Here is an 18,114-nt window from a genome sequence, read left to right as displayed (position 1 = left end):
CCGGCGGTTCGGGGGTTACGTGCGGGGGGCGCGGCTTGCCGGGTTGTGCCAGGCGGGGCGGGGGCGGTCCAGGAGCCACTCCGCGGGGCCCAGCGGGCGGGGGCGGCTGGGGTCGGCGGGTGGGAGGAGGTCGTGGAAGATCTGTTCCGGCGGGGTGCCGAGGGCGGGGAGGGCCTCGGCGATCTCCTCGACGAGCTGGGGCGGCCCGGCGAGATAGACGTCGTGGCGGGCCCAGCCGGCGCGGTTGCCCAGCGCGGTCAGCAGTCGCTCGGTGGCCTGGGCCTTGGGGCGGCCGGGCGCGGGGGTGATGAAGGTGACGCCGAGGCGGGGCAACCGGGACTGGAGTCGTTCCACGGCCGACCGGTCGTAGAGGTACGAGGTGTCGCGGGCCACGAGGAACAGCCGGGCCTCGTGCGTGGCGTCGAGTTGCTGGAGCAGCGCCTTGACGGGGGCCCATCCGGTGCCGGCCGCGATGAGGGTCAGCGGCCGTTCCACCGGCGCCCGCAGGGTCAGGGCGCCGCCGGGTGCGCCGAGCCGCAGGACATCGCCCTCCCGGGTCTGCCGGACCAGGGCGGTGGACAGCACCCCGTCCTCGACGCGGCTGACGTGCAGGTCGACGGTGTGGTCGGCGCGGGGCGCGTTGCCGAGCGAGTACGGGCGCCAGATGCCCGGCAGATGGGGGACGCTGACGCTGACGTACTGGCCGGGGGAGTAGCGCAGCCGGTGATGCGGGCGGAGGGTCAGTACGACGAGGTCGTCGCCGTGCCGGGTGCGGGACACGACCTCGGCGTCCCACCAGGGCGGTTCACCCGCGTGCTGTGCCTCCCACGCGCCCTGGAGCATGACGTTCGTGATCGCCCCGTACGCCTCGGCCCAGGCCTTCTCGGCCTCCGCGCTCCAGGCCGACCCCGCGACGGCGGCGAACGCGGCGATCAGGCTCGCCCCGACAGCGGCGTAGTGCTCCGGCTCGGCCAGGTACTTCCGGTGGTCCCGTCCCAGCTCCCGCAGGTACCCCGGCAGCGTCGGATCCTCCAGCCGCTCCATCACATACGTGAGTGCCGCGAACAACCGGTCCCGCTGTCGCTCCATGTCCTCCGGGAAGTCCAGGGGGAAGAGCCCGCGGACGTCCGGGTTGTGCCGGAAGAGATGCGAGTAGAAGTACTTGACCGCGAACTCGGCCCGTCTTTCGACGACCGCGAAGCTGGATCTGAGTATTTCGGGGTCCACGGCGCGAATTTATGGAGGAGGCGAGCCGTGGAGTCAAACAGCAGACGATTTCGGGACGGCCCGGGATGAACGGGGCGCGGCCCGCACCGCCCCCACGCACACACGCCGCCCCCTACCCCCGCAGACACGCCGCCTCCCACCCCCGCAGACACGCCGCCCCCCCACCCCCGCACCGCCCCCACCCCGCTCCCCCTCCCTCCGGATACCGTCAGGGAGTGACCGATCAGCCGCCGCCGTTCAGCCCCGCCCCGGAACTCTTCACCTGGGAGTTCGCCAGCGATCCCTACCCCGCGTACGCCTGGCTGCGGGAGCACGCCCCCGTACACAGGACGCGGCTGCCGAGTGGGGTGGAGGCCTGGCTGGTGACGCGGTACGCGGACGCCAAGCAGGCGCTCGCCGACGCGCGGCTCAGCAAGAATCCGGCGCACCACGACGAACCCGCCCACGCGAAAGGGAAGACGGGTATTCCGGGGGAGCGCAAGGCCGAGTTGATGACGCATCTGCTGAACATCGACCCGCCGGACCACACCCGGCTGCGGCGGCTGGTCTCGAAGGCGTTCACGCCGCGACGCGTGGCCGAGTTCGCGCCACGCGTGCAGGAGCTCACCGATCAGCTGATCGACCAATTCGCGGAGAAGGGTTCCGCCGATCTGATCCACGAGTTCGCGTTCCCGCTTCCCATTTACGCCATTTGCGACCTGCTGGGCGTGCCCCGCGAGGACCAGGACGACTTCCGGGACTGGGCGGGAATGATGATCCGGCACGGTGGCGGACCGCGGGGCGGGGTCGCGCGGTCGGTCAAGAAGATGCGCGCGTATCTGCTCGAACTCATTCACAGGAAGCGGGAAGGCCTTCCCGACACGCCCGCGCCCGGTGAGGACCTCATCTCCGGTCTCATCCGCGCGTCCGACCATGGCGAGCACCTCACGGAGAACGAGGCCGCCGCCATGGCCTTCATCCTGCTCTTCGCCGGGTTCGAGACGACCGTCAATCTCATCGGCAACGGCATGTACGCCCTCCTCACCCACCCCGAGCAGCGCGCGCGCCTCCAGGAGTCCCTCGCCGCCCGCGAACGCGAACTCCTCGAGACCGGCGTCGAGGAACTCCTCCGTTACGACGGGCCCGTGGAACTGGCCACGTGGCGGTTCGCCACCGAGGCCGTGTGCATCGGCGGGCAGGGCATCGCGCCCGGCGACCCCGTCCTCGTGGTCCTCGCGGCTGCGGACCGTGACCCCGCGCGGTTCGAACAGCCGGACACGCTCGACCTCTCCCGCCGTGACAACCAACACCTCGGCTACGGCCACGGCATCCACTACTGCCTCGGCGCCCCGCTCGCCCGCCTGGAGGGCCAGACCGCGCTCGCCACCCTCCTCACCCGCCTCCCCGACCTTCAACTCGCGGGAGATTCGGCCGATTTGCGCTGGCGCGGAGGGCTCATTATGCGTGGATTGCGCACGCTTCCAGTGGAGTTCACGCCTCCGGTACCGGTCGCGCGATAGCGGGCGACCATACACCTGCGGGCGCTCAAACCTGACGCGCACTCAACTCTGTGATCTTCACGTGATCTACGCTGCATCGACTTGTGACAAGTGTTCGGGTGCGGATACGTTCACTCGTCAACGCGACTCACACGTCGCGTAGTCACCTGCTGTCACGTGAAAGGCTTCCGCATGCTCTCCGGGAACGGCCGCCATCGTCGCCCCCGTCAGGCCCCGGCCCTCATCGTCGCGGCAGGAGTGACCGGATCCGCCATCGCGATCCCGTTGCTCGGTGCCACCAGCGCGAGCGCGGCCGACGGCACCACGTGGGACCGGGTCGCCGAGTGCGAGAGCGCCGGCCAGTGGAGTGCCGACAGTGGCAACGGGTATTACGGCGGGCTCCAGATCAGCCAGGCGGACTGGGAGAAGTACGGCGGCCTCATCTACGCGTCGAGCGCCGACGAGGCCAGCCGCTCGCAGCAGATAGCCATCGCCGAGAAGCTCCTCGACCACCAGGGCCTCACCCCCTGGCCGACCTGTGGACCGCTCTCCGGGCTGAGCAAGAACTCGGGCGACATCCTGGTCGACACGGGCGTGGCGAACGACTCGTCCAGCACAGTGGATTCATCCGGTTCCTCCGATTCGTCCAGTTCGTCCAAGAATTCAACCCCGTCCACCTCTTCCGGCTCGAAGTCCGATTCGTCTTCGTCTGACTCGTCTTCATCCGACTCGTCCTCGAAGGCGTCCGGGAACGCGGCCGAGAACACGACGAAGGCCGACACCAGCGGCGACGCCCAGGGGGCGGACGGCTCCGACACGGCTGCGTCGAAGAGCGACAACTCGGGCAACTCCGGCCAGGGCGACGACTCTTCCGGTACGTCCGAGAACGCGACGACCGGTGCGGGGCGCCACCGTGGCGGCACCGCGGACGAGAACACCACCGACAGCGCCGTGGACGGCCGTGGCGACGACTCCTCCGGGCGGCATGCCTCGCGCGGAGCCGGCGCCTCCCGTGATGTCGTCGACGGCTCCTACGTCGTGCGCGCCGGAGACAATCTCTGGACCATCGCGGACGCCCTTGACCTCGAAGGCGGATGGGCCGAGCTGTACGACGCGAACAAGAAGACGGTCGGCGTCGACCCGAACCTCATCCTCCCCGGTCAGAGCCTTGCAGTTGGTGCCGAATCGGGCGAAAAGTAGGGGCAGTTCGCGTCATGGTTCGCTGCGTAATGTCCGGTTTGGCGCGAGTGAGAGATGGATCTCAAAGGCCCTGATCGTCTTTGGAATTCAGCCGATCGACTGCTTACGGTCATGACCGCTCGCCACAGCGGGCCCCGACGGTCGTCAACGCCGAATCCTGCCAACGGCCGTACGGGAACAGTCGACGCGTCAGCGCCGTAGGCAGGAGCGGGGGACCCAAGGTATGCGCCGCGCCCGGTAGTTGACCGGGAGCGGCTTGGGGTGAAGCCGAGCGCTCAGAGCGCACGGCCGGGCACTCACCCGCCCGAACCCGACAGCTCACCTCGCAGGCGTCGGTGAGGGGATCTCTCCATGCTGTTTTCCAGCAAGGGCAAGCACCGCCGTCCGTCCAAGGCCACTCGTGTCGCCACGCTCGCCGGTGTCACCGGTGTCGCCATCGCCGCTCCGCTGATGGCGGCCGGCAACGCCTCCGCCGCCACCGCCTCCCAGTGGGACGCCGTCGCCCAGTGCGAGTCCGGCGGGAACTGGTCCATCAACACCGGCAACGGCTACTACGGCGGTCTGCAGTTCTCGGCCTCCACCTGGGCCGCGTACGGCGGCACCGCGTACGCCGCGACCGCCAACCAGGCGTCCAAGTCCCAGCAGATCACCGTCGGCGAGAAGGTCCTCGCCGCGCAGGGCAAGGGCGCCTGGCCGACCTGTGGCACGGGCCTGTCGGGCGCCGCGTACACCGGCGGTGCGAGCACCCCGTCGACCTCGTCTTCCTCGAACAGCTCCTCGTCGAACAGCTCGCCGAGCGCCAGCACCACCACCCGCTCGACGGACACCGCGGCCTCCCGTTCGGCGTCCCGCCCGGCCGCCCAGAAGACCGTCTCCACCCCGACCGGCAAGAAGGTCAAGAAGGGTGACGGCGAGTACAAGGTCGTCAAGGGTGACAGCCTCAGCTCGATCGCCGAGAAGAAGAAGGTCAAGGGCGGCTGGCAGCAGCTGTTCAAGCTGAACAAGGACATCGTCGACGACGCCGACTTCATCTACCCGGGTCAGCAGCTGCACCTCAGCTGATGATCGGCAGCTTCACCCCAGCTGAATGACAGGTCCCCCATAAAAGGGGTCTCCACACTGGAGACCCCGGTGAGGGTCGCCCCCGTCCCCACGGGCTCCCCGCTCCGGTGCGTGTTCCCCCGTACGCGCCGGAGCGGGGTTTTTCGTCTCCGGCATTTCGTACGGAGCGTTTCGTACCCAGATTTCCGTACCCGTTTTTGTTCCGTTCTGGAACAATGTGTACGTTCAGTTCTGCCCAAGGGGTGGGCGACCGGCTGGCCGATCCCCCCGGGGCGGTTAGGCTCATGTCGCGAAGCCATCACAGGCTCCGCGTACCCGCGTCACATCCCAGAAGGAGATGCTCGTGCCGTCCATCGACGTCGTCGTAGCCCGGGAAATCCTGGACTCCCGAGGCAACCCCACGGTCGAGGTCGAGGTCGGCCTCGACGACGGCAGCACGGGTCGTGCCGCCGTTCCGTCCGGCGCGTCCACCGGCGCCTTCGAGGCCATCGAGCTGCGTGACGGTGACCCCAACCGTTACGGCGGCAAGGGTGTCGAGAAGGCCGTCCTCGCCGTCATCGAGCAGATCGGCCCGGAGCTCGTCGGTTACGACGCCACCGAGCAGCGCCTGATCGACCAGGCGATGTTCGACCTGGACGCCACCGACAACAAGGGCTCGCTCGGCGCCAACGCCATCCTCGGCGTCTCGCTCGCCGTCGCGCACGCCGCCTCCGAGGCGTCCGACCTCCCCCTCTTCCGCTACCTGGGCGGCCCGAACGCGCACCTGTTGCCCGTTCCGATGATGAACATCCTGAACGGCGGCTCGCACGCCGACTCCAACGTGGACATCCAGGAGTTCATGATCGCCCCGATCGGTGCGGAGTCCTTCTCCGAGGCCCTGCGCTGGGGCGCCGAGGTCTACCACACCCTCAAGAAGGTGCTGAAGACCAAGGGCCTGTCCACCGGCCTGGGCGACGAGGGCGGCTTCGCCCCGAACCTGGAGTCGAACCGCGCCGCGCTCGACCTCATCCTCGAGGCCATCAAGCAGGCCGGTTACATCCCCGGTGAGCAGATCGCGCTCGCGCTCGACGTCGCCGCGTCCGAGTTCTACAAGGACGGCAAGTACGAGTTCGAGGGCAAGTCCCGCTCGGCCGCCGAGATGACCGAGTACTACGAGGAGCTCGTCTCCGCGTACCCGCTGGTCTCCATCGAGGACCCGCTGTACGAGGACGACTGGGCCGGCTGGAACGTCATCACCGAGAAGCTGGGCGACAAGGTCCAGATCGTCGGCGACGACCTCTTCGTCACCAACCCGGAGCGCCTGGCCCGCGGCATCGAGGAGGGCTCCGCGAACGCCCTGCTCGTCAAGGTCAACCAGATCGGCTCGCTGACCGAGACCCTGGACGCCGTCGAGATGGCCCAGCGCAACGGCTTCAAGTGCATGATGTCCCACCGCTCCGGCGAGACCGAGGACGTCACCATCGCCGACCTCGCCGTCGCGGTGAACTGCGGCCAGATCAAGACCGGCGCCCCGGCCCGCTCGGACCGCGTCGCCAAGTACAACCAGCTGCTGCGCATCGAGGAGATCCTCGACGACGCGGCGGTGTACGCGGGCCGCAGCGCCTTCCCGCGCTTCAAGGGCTGACACCCGCAGAGGGTCAAGCCTTAGCCAGTCGTACGTACGTCCCCGTACCCGGTCCCGTACCGTGTCCGGGGACGTACGCGCGTGTGAACGGGAGGCGGGACATGGCCGTGAAGGACCGGGACCGGTTCTCCACCGCGACCAGGCTGAAGCTGCTCGGCGAGCAGACGGCGGCCCGCGTCTACCGCTCGCAGACCAAGCGCCAGGCCCGCCGCTCACGCCTGACCGGCCGCGCCGCGCTGCTGGCTCTCGTACTCTGTTCTCTGATCGTGGCCCTTGCGTACCCGATAAGGCAGTACGTGTCCCAGCGCGCCGAGATCGCCGATCTGGAGCGACAGCAGGAGCGGGCCCGCGCCCGGGTCGAACAGCTGCGTGACCTCAAGGCGCGCTGGCAGGACGACGCGTACGCGAAGCAGCAGATCCGGGAACGGCTGCACTATGTGATGCCGGGCGAGACCGGATACGTCGTGATCGACCCGGACGCGGCGAAGCAGTCGCGTACGGATCTGGGGGTGGCAGCCCGCCCCTGGTACGCCAACGTCTGGGACGGCGTCGACAAGTCGGACCACTCCGACCGGTGACCTGATGGCCGGTGACCTGACGACCGGTGAATTGACGACCGGTGAATTGAAGAAGAAAGAGACTTGAGCACAGGCATGGAAACGCCCCCGCCGCCCACCCCGCGCACCGAGCCGACCGACGCGGACGTCGAGGCCTTCAAGCAACAGCTCGGCCGGCCGCCGCGCGGGCTGCGGGCGATCGCGCACCGCTGTCCCTGCGGTCAGCCGGACGTGGTGGAGACGGCGCCCCGGCTGCCGGACGGTACGCCGTTCCCGACGACGTACTACCTCACGTGCCCGCGCGCGGCCTCCGCGATCGGCACGCTGGAGGCCAACGGCGTCATGAAGGAGATGACGGACCGGCTGGCGACCGATCCCGAGCTGGCCGCCGCGTACCGGGCCGCCCACGAGGACTACATCGCGCGGCGCGACGCCATCGAGGTACTGGCGGGCTTTCCGAGCGCCGGTGGGATGCCGGACCGGGTGAAGTGTCTGCATGTGCTGGTGGCGCACTCGCTGGCCGCGGGGCCCGGGGTGAATCCGCTGGGCGACGAGGCGATCGCGATGCTGCCGGAGTGGTGGCGCAAGGGTGCGTGCGTGGTGGCGGCGGAGCCGCCGTCCGAGGGGGAGTGAGCGGGCTGCGCCGCGTCCTCCCGGTGCGTGATCTGTCTGCGGGTGGGTGGGGGTTGAGCGCGCAGTTCCCCGCGCCCCCGAGGGCGGGGCTTCGCCCCGGAGCCCCGTGCGTCCGGAGTGCTTTGTCTGCGGGTGGGTGGGGGTTGAGCGCGCAGTTCCCCGCGCGCCGAAGGCGGGGCTTCGCCCCGGAGCCCTGTGCGCCTCGGTCGCACGTCGTCGAAACGAATTCACGAGCAGGAGACAACAACCGATGACCAGGGTCGCCGCCATCGACTGCGGTACGAATTCGATCCGCCTCCTCGTCGCCGACGCGAACCCGGTGACGGGAGAACTCGTCGATCTGGACCGCCGGATGACGATCGTCCGGCTCGGTCAGGGCGTCGACCGCACCGGACGCCTCGCCCCCGAGGCACTGGAGCGCACCTTCGAGGCCTGCCGCGAGTACGCGGCGATCATCAAACGGCACGGCGCGGAGCGACTGCGCTTCGTGGCGACCTCCGCCTCCCGCGACGCGGAGAACCGGGACGAGTTCGTACGCGGCGTGCTGGACATCCTGGGCGTCGAGCCCGAGGTCATCACCGGCGACGAGGAGGCCGAGTTCTCCTTCACCGGCGCGACCAAGGAACTGACGGGCCGGCACGACCTCGCCAGGCCCTACCTGGTCGTCGACATCGGCGGCGGGTCCACCGAACTGGTCGTCGGTGACGACCACGTGCGCGCCGCCCGCTCCGTGGACATCGGCTGCGTACGGATGACCGAGCGGCACCTCGTGCACGACGGGGTCGTCAGCGACCCGCCGACCCCCGCCGAGATCGAGGCCATCCGCGCCGACATCGAGGCGGCCCTCGACCTCGCCGAGCGGACGGTCCCGTTGCACGAGGCCCACACGCTCGTCGGCCTCGCGGGTTCGGTCACCACGGTCGCGGCCATCGCGCTGGACCTCCCCGCCTACGATTCGGCCGCCATCCACCACTCCCGCTTCCCGTACGAGAAGGTCCGCGAGATCACCGAGCGGCTGCTGGCCTCCACCCACGCCGAGCGCGCCGCGATCCCTTCCATGCACCCGGGGCGCGTCGACGTCATCGCCGCCGGCGCCCTCGTCCTGCTCGCGATCATGGAGCGGATCGGTGCGGCGGAGGTCGTGGTGAGCGAACACGACATCCTGGACGGGATCGCGTGGTCCATCGCCTGAGGGGCTGACCGGACGGGGCCGAGGGGTGCCGTTTCCGAGTACGGCTCATGAGGCGAGGGAGCCTTTACTACCCGCTGGTAGCCTCCCTTGAGCAGGTCGGATAACGTATGAGCGCGCCCAGGGGGCCATTCGGACCCTCTCGGCGACACGCCGCCGGAAAACTTCGTGAAGTTCTTCACAAGGAATTCGGCCCTGTGGGGGGACGATGGGCCCCCTTGAGTGCTCCTAGGGGGCTCATCAGGCTCCGGAGGGTGCTCAACGGAGTGTTCCGGGAGTGTTTCCGGCGGGTGAAGCGGAGGGGTGGTTCGACCGGTTCGGGCACCCGGAGCGGCAGCTCACGCGGTGTTGACAACGGTCGCCCCTACACGGTGGTTCCCCCTCGCCGCCATGACCTGGGTCACGTGAGCGGCGCAGTGTAGCAGAGGGCCCACCCAAGCTTGTGAAGGGGCGCACGAGCGACCCTCCAGGGGCGGGTGGATACTCGATGGCATGAGCACCACGGAGCGTCCCAGGATCCTCGTAGTAGGCGGTGGGTACGTAGGCCTGTACGCAGCTCGGCGCATTCTCAAGAAGATGCGCTACGGCGAGGCGACCGTCACGGTCGTCGACCCCCGGTCGTACATGACCTACCAGCCCTTCCTCCCCGAAGCCGCCGCCGGCAGCATCTCCCCTCGGCATGTCGTCGTCCCGTTGCGACGCGTCCTGCCCAAGGCGGAGGTCCTCACCGGCCGGGTCACCACCATCGACCAGGACCGCAAGGTCGCCACGATCGCCCCCCTCGTGGGCGAGGCGTACGAGCTGCCTTTCGACTACCTCGTCATCGCGATGGGCGCGGTCTCCCGCACCTTCCCGATCCCCGGCCTCGCCGAACAGGGCATCGGTATGAAGGGCATCGAGGAGTCCATCGGCCTGCGCAACCACGTCCTGGAGCAGCTCGACAAGGCTGACTCGACCACGGACGAGGACATCCGCCGCAAGGCGCTCACCTTCGTCTTCGTGGGCGGTGGCTTCGCGGGTGCGGAGACCATCGGCGAGGTCGAGGACATGGCCCGCGACGCGTCGAAGTACTACACCAGCGTGTCCCGCGAGGACATGCGCTTCATCCTCGTCGACGCCGCGGACAAGATCCTCCCCGAGGTCGGCCCCAAGCTCGGCCAGTACGGCAAGGAGCACCTGGAGGGCCGTGGTGTGGAGATCTACCTCTCCACCTCCATGGACTCCTGCGTCGACGGCCACGTCGTGCTGAAGAACGGCCTCGAGGTCGACTCCAACACCGTCGTGTGGACGGCCGGCGTCAAGCCGAACCCCGTCCTCTCCCGCTTCGGTCTGCCGCTCGGCCCGCGTGGTCACGTGGACACCCAGACCACCCTCCAGGTGCAGGGCACGGACTACGTCTGGGCCGCCGGCGACAACGCCCAGGTGCCGGACGTCGCCGCGCGCAAGGCCGGGGTCGAGAACGCCTGGTGCCCGCCGAACGCGCAGCACGCGCTCCGTCAGGCGAAGGTCCTCGGCGACAACGTGGTCTCCGGCATGCGGGGCTTCCCGCAGAAGGAGTACTCGCACGCCAACAAGGGCGCCGTCGCGGGTCTCGGCCTGCACAAGGGCGTCGCGATGATCGTCATGGGCAAGATGAAGATCAAGGTCAAGGGCCGTCTGGCGTGGTACATGCACCGCGGCTACCACGGTCTGGCGATGCCGACGTGGAACCGTAAGATCCGGGTCTTCGCCGACTGGACGCTCGCGATGTTCCTCAAGCGTGAGGTCGTCTCGCTCGGTGCGATGGAGACTCCGCGTGAGGAGTTCTACGAGGCCGCGAAGCCGGCTCCGGCTCCGGCCGCCGCCTCGGCTCCGGCCGCCGCCAAGACCGAGGAGAAGGCCAAGGCCTCCTGACCTCCGGTCACCTGTTCGTCCCTGAGGGACCTTCCGCCATCCGTGGTGCGGGGGGTCCCTTTGGCGTTGTCCGGCTGCGGGCCGGTGGGGGCTGGTCGCACAGTTCCCCGCGCCCCTGAAAGCCTCGGGGCGCCCGGCGTTCCGGAGTGCGCGCCCCCTCCCGCCCCCACGGAAGAACATGGTGGGTACAAGTATTTTGCTCAGCTGTAACGCGGAAGGGGGACTGCGCGCGAGGCCGGTTGGTGTTTACGTGGTGTTGGAGCGTTCGGGAGTGTTGTCTCGGAGGTGTACGCCATGCAGGACGCCGCGCTGCGGCTGAAGAGCCTTGTCGAACAGTTGGTGGGGGCCCCGCTCCCGATGCGCATCCGCGCCTGGGACGGCTCGGAAGCGGGCCCTCCCGGCGCCCCCGCCGTTGTCGTCCGCAACCGGCGCGCCCTGCGCCGGCTGCTGTGGAAACCGGGTGAGGTGGGGCTCGCCCGGGCCTGGGTCGCCGGGGACCTGGGGGTGGAGGGCGACCTCTACACCGCGCTCGACCTGCTGTCGGGGCTCGTCTGGGACCGGGGCGAGGACGCGCGGGGCCTCGCGGAGGCCCTGCGTGATCCGGAGGTTCGGGCCGCCGTCCGCGGACTGGTGAAGATGGGCGGTCTCCCGTTGCCGCCCAGCCCGCCCCCGGAAGAGATGCGCAGGCGCCGCCGCCACCTCCACACCAAGCGCAGTGACCAGCGCGCCATCAGCCACCACTACGACGTGGGAAACGACTTCTACGAGATCGTCCTCGGGCCCTCGATGGTCTACTCGTGCGCCTACTGGGAGGACGGCGGAACCCTCGAGGGCGCTCAGCGCGACAAGCTGGAACTCATCGCGCAGAAGCTCGATCTGAGGCCGGGGCAGCGGCTTCTCGACGTCGGCTGCGGCTGGGGCTCGATGGCGATCCACGCCGCCCGCGAGCACGGCGTGAGCGTCGTCGGAGTCACGCTCTCGCACGAGCAGGCCGCGTACGCCCGTAAACGGGTCGCGGACGAGGGGCTGACCGACCGGGTGGAGATCCGGGTGCAGGACTACCGGGACGTCGCCGACGGGCCGTACGACGCGATCTCCTCCATCGGCATGGCCGAACACGTGGGCGCCGAGCGCTACCTGGAGTACGCCGAGGTGCTGTACCGCCTCCTCAAGCCGGGCGGGCGGTTGCTCAACCACCAGATCGCACGGCCGCCCCGGCGGGACGAATCGGCGTACGACGTCGACGAGTTCATCGACGCCTACGTCTTCCCGGACGGCGAGCTCGCGCCCATCGGCACGACCGTCACCCAGCTGGAACGCGCCGGGTTCGAGGTCCGCGACGTCGAGTCGATCCGCGAGCACTACGCCCTCACGCTCCGCCGCTGGGTCACCAACCTGGAGGCGCAGTGGGCGCGGGCCGTGGCGCTCACCGGTCCGGGCCGCGCCCGTGTCTGGCGTCTGTACATGGCGGCCTCCGCGGTCGCCTTCGAGCGCAACCGCATCGGCGTCAACCAGGTACTGGCGATCAGGACCCCCGAGCCCTCCGGCGCCGCCGGAATGCCCCTGCGGGCCAGAACCTGGAACCCGGCCCACTGACACCGGTCCGCCGACGACCGGGGCCCCGTTCCGATCCGGAACGGGGCCCCGATGCCGGTGACCGGTTCTCCGCTACTCCGACTTGATCGCCGACAGCATGTTCAGGCGGGACGCCCGGCGGGCCGGCCACAGCGCGGCCAGCACGCCGACCGTCCCCGCGAGGAGCAGGAAGAGAGCCATCCGGCCCCAGGGCAGGACCAGTTCGTACGTCGACATCCTGCTGCCGACGAGCTCGCCGGCCGCCCAGCCGAAGAACACGCCCAGGCCGATGCCGAGCACGCCGCCGAAGAGCGAGATGACCAGGGACTCCAGGCGGACCATCCGCTTGATGCCCTTGCGGTCGAGGCCGATCGCGCGGAGCATCCCGATCTCCTGGGAGCGCTCGAAGACCGACATGGCCAGCGTGTTGATGACACCGAGGACGGCGACGATGACCGCCATGGCGAGCAGGCCGTAGAGCATGTTCAGGAGCAGGGTGAACATCTTCGCGATGTTGTTGGAGATGTCCTTCTTGTCCTGGACCTGGACGGCCGGGTTGTTGCCGAGGGCCTTCTCCAGCTTGTTCTTCGTCGCGTCGGACGTGCCGCCGGCCGTCTTCAGCATGACCTGCATGTCGGTGACGTCCGTCAGGTGCGGGGAGAGCGTCGCGTTGTCGACCATGATGCCGTTGATCATCATGTTGCCGTGGTAGATCCCGGCGACGGTGAGGCGCTGCTTCTTGCCGTCCTCGTAGGAGACCGTGAGGTCCGAACCGGCCTTCCACCCGTGCGACTTGGCGGTGTCGTCGTCCACCACGACCTGGGTGCCGCCGACCTTGAAGGCGCCCTCGTCGAGCGTGAGGTCGGTGAGCTTGGCGATGGACTCGCCGTTGACGCCCGCCAGCATCTCGGACGTGCCGTCGATGCGCGAGGGCGAGGTGCGCAGGGGGCTGGTGTCGGTGACACCGTCGAGGCCGGCGAGGGTCTTCGCGACGTCCGGGGAGAGAGGGACGCCGTTGGCCATCGACACGACGTAGTCCGCCTTGATCGCGGAGCTGGCCATCTTGTCGATCGACTTCTGCAGGCTGCCCGCCATCACCGTCATACCGGTGATCAGGGTGAGCCCGATCATCAGGGCGGAGGCGGTGGCGGCCGTGCGGCGCGGGTTGCGCACCGAGTTCTGGCGGGCCAGCTTGCCGGAGACCCCGAAGACACGGAGCACCGGGGCCGCGGCCGCGATCAGGGGGCGGGAGAGCAGCGGGGTCAGCACGAAGACGCCGATGATGAGGAGGACCGCGCCGAGACCCATCGGGGCCTGGCCGTCCGAGCCGCTCATGGTCGTCGCGTACAGGACGACGGCGACGCCGGCCGCGGCGAACAGGGCGCCGATCGTGTTCCGTACGACCAGGGACTTCGTCGTCGCCTGCGCGTGCACGCTGCTCATCGCGGCGACCGGCGGGATCTTCGCGGCGCGGCGGCCGGGCAGCCAGGCGGCCAGCATGGTGATGAGGATGCCGACGAGCAGGGCCGTGGCGATCGTGCCGGGCGAGATCACCAGCGGGCCGTCCGGGACGGTGGCGCCGAGCGAGCCCATCAGCGAGCGCATGCCCGCGCCGATGCCGATGCCCGCGAGCAGACCCGCCACCGCGGCGACCGCGCCGACGACGAAGGCCTCGACGAGCACGGAGCGGGTGACCTGGCGGCGGGAGGCGCCGACGGCGCGCAGCAGGGCGAGTTCCTTGGTGCGTTGGGCGACCAGCATGGTGAAGGTGTTGGCGATGATGAACGTACCGACGAACAGCGCGATGCCCGCGAAGACCAGCAGGCCCGTCTTCATGCCGCTCATCGCGGAGGCGATCGCGCTCGCCTGGTCGTCGGCGAGCTGCTTGCCGGTGGTGGTGGAGGCGACGCCCTTCGGGATGACCTGGTCGAGGGCGGCGCGCAGGGCGGTCTGGCTGGTGCCGGACGCGGCCTTCACATCGATCTCGTCGTACTCGCCGACGCGGTGGAAGAGCTGCTGCGCGGTCGCCGTGTCGAAGAGGGCGAGGCTGCCGCCGGCCGCGACGTTGCCGTCGTCGGTGGTGAAGACGCCGGCGACGGTGGGGGCGAGGACGGGGCCGTCGACGGACAGCCTTACGGTGTCGCCGACCTTGTAGCCCGCGCGCCTCGCGGTCTCCGAGTCGATCGCGACCTCGTTCTTGCCCTTGGGCGCGTGGCCGCTGGTCAGCGGGTAGCGGGCGTCCTTGGTGCCCCAGTAGTTGCCGCCCTGCGACTGGAAGCCGCTGCCGACGAGTTTGCCGTCCTTGTCCGCTATCGCGGTGAAGCCGGTCACGACGCCCATGGTGGTGCCGGCGCCGGGGACCTTGGAGGCCTTCTCGAGCAGTGCCTGCGTGAGCTTCTGCTCCTTGCCGACCTTGTCGCCCGTGTCGTCCTGGGTCTTGGGCTGGATGGCGACGTCGACCTGGCCGAAGCCCTTGGCGGAGCTCTTCTGGTAGGCGTCGGAGATGGTGTTGGTGAAGACCAGGGTGCCCGATACGAACGCCACGCCGAGCATTACGGCGAGCACGGTCATCAGGAGCCTGGCCTTGTGCGCGAGCACGTTGCGCAAGGCGGTTCGGAACATGGGGTTTCTCAGTCCAGGAGGGTGAGGCGGTCGGCAGGCGGAGGGTGTGGCCTTGTCTGCGGGCCGGTGAGGGCTGGTCGCGTGGTTCCCCGCGCCCCTGAAGGGGGGGGCGCTGCGCGCATCTTCAGCCCGTCCGGCGTGTGCGGACGAGGCCGTTCAGGCCGATGCGGGGGTCCGGGGGCGGATGGCCCTCGGTCAGCTGGTGCGGCCCTTGGCGTCGAACTGCTTCATGCGGTCCAGGACGGAGTCCGCCGTCGGTCCGTACACCTCGTCCACGATCCGTCCGTCCGCGAGGAAGACCACCCGGTCCGCGTACGCCGCCGCCACCGGGTCGTGGGTCACCATCACCACGGTCTGCCCCAACTCCCGTACCGAGTTGCGCAGGAAGCCCAGCACCTCGGCACCCGAGCGCGAGTCGAGGTTTCCGGTCGGCTCGTCGCCGAAGATGATGTCGGGCCGGGAGGCGAGCGCGCGGGCGACGGCGACGCGCTGCTGCTGGCCGCCGGAGAGCTGGGAGGGCCGGTGGCTGAGGCGGTCGGAGAGACCGATCATCGTGATGACCTTGTCCAGCCACTCGCGGTCGGGCTTGCGGCCCGCGATGTCCATCGGGAGGGTGATGTTCTCCAGGGCCGTCAGCGTCGGCAGCAGGTTGAACGCCTGGAAGATGAAGCCGATCTTGTCCCGGCGGAGCTTGGTGAGCTGCTTGTCCTTGAGGGAGCCGAGCTCGGTCTCCCCGATGCGCACGGAGCCGGAGGAGAAGGTGTCGAGGCCCGCCACGCAGTGCATCAGCGTGGACTTGCCGGACCCCGAGGGGCCCATGATCGCGGTGAACTCGGCCTGCCGGAAGTCGACGGAGACCCGGTCGAGGGCGACCACCTGGGTCTCGCCCTGTCCGTAGACCTTCGACAGTTCCGTGGCGCGGGCGGCCACGGTGGTGGCCCGGTCGGCGAGGGGCGTGGTGGTCACGGGAGGGTGCTCCTGTCGGGACGACGGTGTTTCTGGGGACGTGTCCCATCCTCGCGGCCGTTCGGCGCCTTGGAGTCAGCCGCTGTTCCGGTTCCGGGGGCAGCCTCGGGTCGGACCGCGGGCGGTCTTGTCATACCTGGGGATGAGGCCGCGCCCTGAGTGCTCCCTGAGTGCTTCCCGAGCGCCGTGCGGGTACGACTCCTGTGGGTGCGTCCGTTCGGACGGTGAAATTCCGTCATTCCGTATACGCGGGTCTGTGCCGCCCGAAAGGCTATTGGCAAGTGCGGATGGCCCGTACCGGGGGCTGATGCACCCTCAGACGTCAATAAAATAAGACAACATCGGTTCGCTCGTCCGCTGTTCGAGGGATGCGCCCCGATAGGCTCGGAACCTCAATGCGGAGCCCATGGCCTGCCCGGATGGTGGAATGCAGACACGGCGAGCTTAAACCTCGCTGCCCCTCGCGGGCGTACCGGTTCAAGTCCGGTTCCGGGCACCTCCGACCCTTCTGTCCTTTTGCGTCCCTCAGGGGCGTCTTCGGCGACTTCATCGTGAACCGTTGACAGCAAGCGCGTGCCGTCGCAGACTCGCGTCAGGAAATGGTGAAGTAATTTTCACCAGGCGAACAAGCCGCAAGGCGAACAAGTCGGCAGGCGAACAAGTCGGCGGACGAACAAGCCGGACTGCGGGCTGAGCGGAACGCGAAGGGGCGTGCCGGATGCGTACCACCGTCGGAATCATCGGAGCCGGGCCGGCCGGCCTGCTGCTGGCGCGGCTGCTGCACAACGCGGGGATCGACTCCGTCGTGCTGGAGAGCCGCGACCGGGCGTACGTCGAGCAGCGCCAGCGCGCCGGGATCCTGGAGCAGGGGACGGTGGACGTGCTGCGGGCCGCCGGGGCCGGCGGTCGGATGGACCGGGAGGGGCTGCGGCACGACGGGATCGAGCTGCGGTTCGCGCGGGAGCGGCACCGGGTCGACTTCCCCGCCCTGACCGGCGGCAGCTCCGTGATGGTGTACGCCCAGACGGAGGTCTGCAAGGACCTCATCGCGCTCCAGATCGAGGAGGGCGGCCCGCTGCTCTTCGAGGCCGAGGCACTGGCGGTGGAGGAGGCGGAGAGCGACCGGCCGCGGGTCCGCTTCCGGCACGAGGGGCGCGAGGACGTACTGGAGTGCGATTACGTCGTCGGCTGCGACGGGTTCTGGGGGGTGGCCCGGCGGGCGATACCCGCCGAGCACTCCCGCGTGTTCGAGCGGACGTACCCCTTCAGCTGGCTCGGGATCCTCGCCGACGTGCCGCCCTCCCACGACGAACTGGTCTACGCCCGCCACGACCGCGGCTTCGCCCTGCTCAGCATGCGCTCGCCCGCCGTCTCCCGGCTCTACCTCCAGGTGCCCGAGGGCACGGACGCCGGTTCGTGGGCGGACGAGGAGATCTGGGACGAGCTGGAGCGGCGCTTCGAGACCGCCGACGGGTGGAGTCTGGAGCGCGGGGCCATCACCTCCAAGTCCGTCACCCCGATGCGCAGTCACGTCCACGAGCCCATGCGGCACGGGCGGCTCTTCCTCGCCGGGGACGCCGCCCACATCGTTCCCCCGACCGGCGCCAAAGGGCTCAACCTCGCCGTCGGCGACGTGGTGACGTTCGCCCGCGCGCTGGTCCACCTGGAGGAGACCGGATCGGCGGAACGTCTCGACGCGTACTCCGAGACCTGTCTGCGCCGCGTCTGGCAGGCCGAGCGGTTCTCGTACGACATGACCACCCTGCTGCACCGCGCCCCGGACGCGAGCCCCTTCGAGAACCGCGTCCAACTGGCCCGGCTGCGCCGGATCGCCACTTCACGGGCGGCCGAGGCGGACCTGGCGGAGGGTTACACCGGGTTTCCTCTGGACTGATCGCCGCCAGAGCCCCGGGACCCCGCCCAGCAGGGCGTAGGGGGCCTGTCACGGCTTGGTACCAGTGCGCGCGGCCCGGGAGACACGCGCGTACCTTGGCAGCGTGAGGGAAAGATCCTCCCCAAGCAGTAGGGTTAATCCTTTGCCTACCCATTACCCTTGAGCCAAGACCACGCACGGTGGCCATGGAGGAG

At 69.5% G+C, this 18,114-nt stretch carries 13 protein-coding genes, 1 tRNA gene and 1 riboswitch; of the genes, 11 read left to right on the top strand and 3 right to left on the bottom strand.

What is annotated here, in order from left to right:
• Positions 1–15 precede the first annotated feature (15 nt).
• Positions 16–1,227 carry a globin domain-containing protein gene (locus ACIRA5_RS08745; protein ID WP_403688811.1) on the bottom strand — a complete coding sequence of 404 codons (1,212 nt, stop codon included), beginning with the start codon at positions 1,225–1,227 and terminating at the stop codon, positions 16–18.
• 215 nt (positions 1,228–1,442) lie between these two features.
• Between ACIRA5_RS08745 and ACIRA5_RS08740 the strand changes: the two genes are divergently transcribed.
• The 9 genes from ACIRA5_RS08740 to ACIRA5_RS08700 all read left to right on the top strand — a co-directional run bounded on the left by ACIRA5_RS08740 (position 1,443) and on the right by ACIRA5_RS08700 (position 12,459).
• On the top strand, positions 1,443–2,726 hold the full coding sequence (locus tag ACIRA5_RS08740) for a cytochrome P450 (RefSeq protein ID WP_403688810.1): 1,284 nt from the start codon (positions 1,443–1,445) through the stop codon (positions 2,724–2,726).
• Positions 2,727–2,897: 171 nt separating this feature from the next.
• The gene (locus tag ACIRA5_RS08735; RefSeq protein WP_403688808.1) at positions 2,898–3,905 is read left to right on the top strand and encodes a transglycosylase family protein; all 1,008 of its coding nucleotides are present in this window, start codon (positions 2,898–2,900) and stop codon (positions 3,903–3,905) included.
• Positions 3,906–4,043: 138 nt separating this feature from the next.
• Positions 4,044–4,252: riboswitch (cyclic di-AMP (ydaO/yuaA leader) on the top strand.
• A 4-nt stretch (positions 4,253–4,256) separates the two neighbouring features.
• Positions 4,257–4,967: a transglycosylase family protein gene (locus tag ACIRA5_RS08730; RefSeq protein WP_403688805.1), complete on the top strand. Its 711-nt coding sequence runs from the start codon at positions 4,257–4,259 to the stop codon at positions 4,965–4,967.
• A gap of 337 nt (positions 4,968–5,304) precedes the next feature.
• On the top strand, positions 5,305–6,591 hold the full coding sequence (eno, locus tag ACIRA5_RS08725) for a phosphopyruvate hydratase (RefSeq protein WP_060897729.1): 1,287 nt from the start codon (positions 5,305–5,307) through the stop codon (positions 6,589–6,591).
• A gap of 101 nt (positions 6,592–6,692) precedes the next feature.
• A complete protein-coding gene (locus ACIRA5_RS08720; RefSeq protein ID WP_403688804.1) occupies positions 6,693–7,169 on the top strand; it encodes a septum formation initiator family protein in 477 nt (158 codons plus the stop codon).
• A gap of 75 nt (positions 7,170–7,244) precedes the next feature.
• Positions 7,245–7,781, top strand: a complete 537-nt coding sequence (locus ACIRA5_RS08715) for a DUF501 domain-containing protein (RefSeq protein WP_054237267.1) — start codon at positions 7,245–7,247, stop codon at positions 7,779–7,781.
• A gap of 250 nt (positions 7,782–8,031) precedes the next feature.
• The gene (locus tag ACIRA5_RS08710; protein ID WP_403688802.1) at positions 8,032–8,973 is read left to right on the top strand and encodes an exopolyphosphatase; all 942 of its coding nucleotides are present in this window, start codon (positions 8,032–8,034) and stop codon (positions 8,971–8,973) included.
• A 489-nt stretch (positions 8,974–9,462) separates the two neighbouring features.
• Positions 9,463–10,863, top strand: a complete 1,401-nt coding sequence (locus ACIRA5_RS08705; protein WP_403688800.1) for an NAD(P)/FAD-dependent oxidoreductase — start codon at positions 9,463–9,465, stop codon at positions 10,861–10,863.
• Positions 10,864–11,157: 294 nt separating this feature from the next.
• Positions 11,158–12,459, top strand: a complete 1,302-nt coding sequence (locus tag ACIRA5_RS08700; protein ID WP_403688797.1) for a class I SAM-dependent methyltransferase — start codon at positions 11,158–11,160, stop codon at positions 12,457–12,459.
• A gap of 72 nt (positions 12,460–12,531) precedes the next feature.
• Here the strand turns inward: ACIRA5_RS08700 and ACIRA5_RS08695 are convergent, their stop codons facing one another.
• Positions 12,532–15,060, bottom strand: coding sequence for an ABC transporter permease (locus tag ACIRA5_RS08695; RefSeq protein ID WP_403688796.1), 2,529 nt, complete (start codon positions 15,058–15,060; stop codon positions 12,532–12,534).
• 195 nt (positions 15,061–15,255) lie between these two features.
• Positions 15,256–16,026 (bottom strand): ABC transporter ATP-binding protein, encoded by a 771-nt coding sequence (locus tag ACIRA5_RS08690; protein WP_352044385.1) that lies wholly within the window; start codon positions 16,024–16,026, stop codon positions 15,256–15,258.
• 413 nt (positions 16,027–16,439) lie between these two features.
• Here ACIRA5_RS08690 and ACIRA5_RS08685 point away from each other — a divergent pair.
• Together ACIRA5_RS08685 and ACIRA5_RS08680 are read left to right on the top strand one after the other, a co-directional pair.
• Positions 16,440–16,522 (top strand) — tRNA-Leu (locus ACIRA5_RS08685).
• A 222-nt stretch (positions 16,523–16,744) separates the two neighbouring features.
• The gene (locus tag ACIRA5_RS08680) at positions 16,745–17,920 is read left to right on the top strand and encodes a 4-hydroxybenzoate 3-monooxygenase (protein ID WP_403688793.1); all 1,176 of its coding nucleotides are present in this window, start codon (positions 16,745–16,747) and stop codon (positions 17,918–17,920) included.
• Positions 17,921–18,114: the final 194 nt, after the last annotated feature.

The organism is Streptomyces sp. NPDC096311, from assembly GCF_044763085.1.
Taxonomy (GTDB): domain Bacteria; phylum Actinomycetota; class Actinomycetes; order Streptomycetales; family Streptomycetaceae; genus Streptomyces.
The sequence above is the reverse complement of the archived record's forward strand: the minus strand, read 5'-3'. Positions and strand labels throughout refer to the sequence as shown.

What these genes read in the sequence shown, in the direction of transcription:
- ACIRA5_RS08735 (WP_403688808.1), top strand. Translation starts at nt 2,898, where the DNA reads ATGCTCTCCGGGAACGGCCGCCATCGTCGCCCCCGTCAGGCCCCGGCC.
- ACIRA5_RS08730 (WP_403688805.1), top strand. Translation starts at nt 4,257, where the DNA reads ATGCTGTTTTCCAGCAAGGGCAAGCACCGCCGTCCGTCCAAGGCCACT.
- eno (WP_060897729.1), top strand. Translation starts at nt 5,305, where the DNA reads ATGCTCGTGCCGTCCATCGACGTCGTCGTAGCCCGGGAAATCCTGGAC.
- ACIRA5_RS08720 (WP_403688804.1), top strand. Translation starts at nt 6,693, where the DNA reads ATGGCCGTGAAGGACCGGGACCGGTTCTCCACCGCGACCAGGCTGAAG.
- ACIRA5_RS08715 (WP_054237267.1), top strand. Translation starts at nt 7,245, where the DNA reads ATGGAAACGCCCCCGCCGCCCACCCCGCGCACCGAGCCGACCGACGCG.
- ACIRA5_RS08710 (WP_403688802.1), top strand. Translation starts at nt 8,032, where the DNA reads ATGACCAGGGTCGCCGCCATCGACTGCGGTACGAATTCGATCCGCCTC.
- ACIRA5_RS08705 (WP_403688800.1), top strand. Translation starts at nt 9,463, where the DNA reads ATGAGCACCACGGAGCGTCCCAGGATCCTCGTAGTAGGCGGTGGGTAC.
- ACIRA5_RS08700 (WP_403688797.1), top strand. Translation starts at nt 11,158, where the DNA reads ATGCAGGACGCCGCGCTGCGGCTGAAGAGCCTTGTCGAACAGTTGGTG.
- ACIRA5_RS08695 (WP_403688796.1), bottom strand. Translation starts at nt 15,060, where the DNA reads ATGTTCCGAACCGCCTTGCGCAACGTGCTCGCGCACAAGGCCAGGCTC.
- ACIRA5_RS08680 (WP_403688793.1), top strand. Translation starts at nt 16,745, where the DNA reads ATGCGTACCACCGTCGGAATCATCGGAGCCGGGCCGGCCGGCCTGCTG.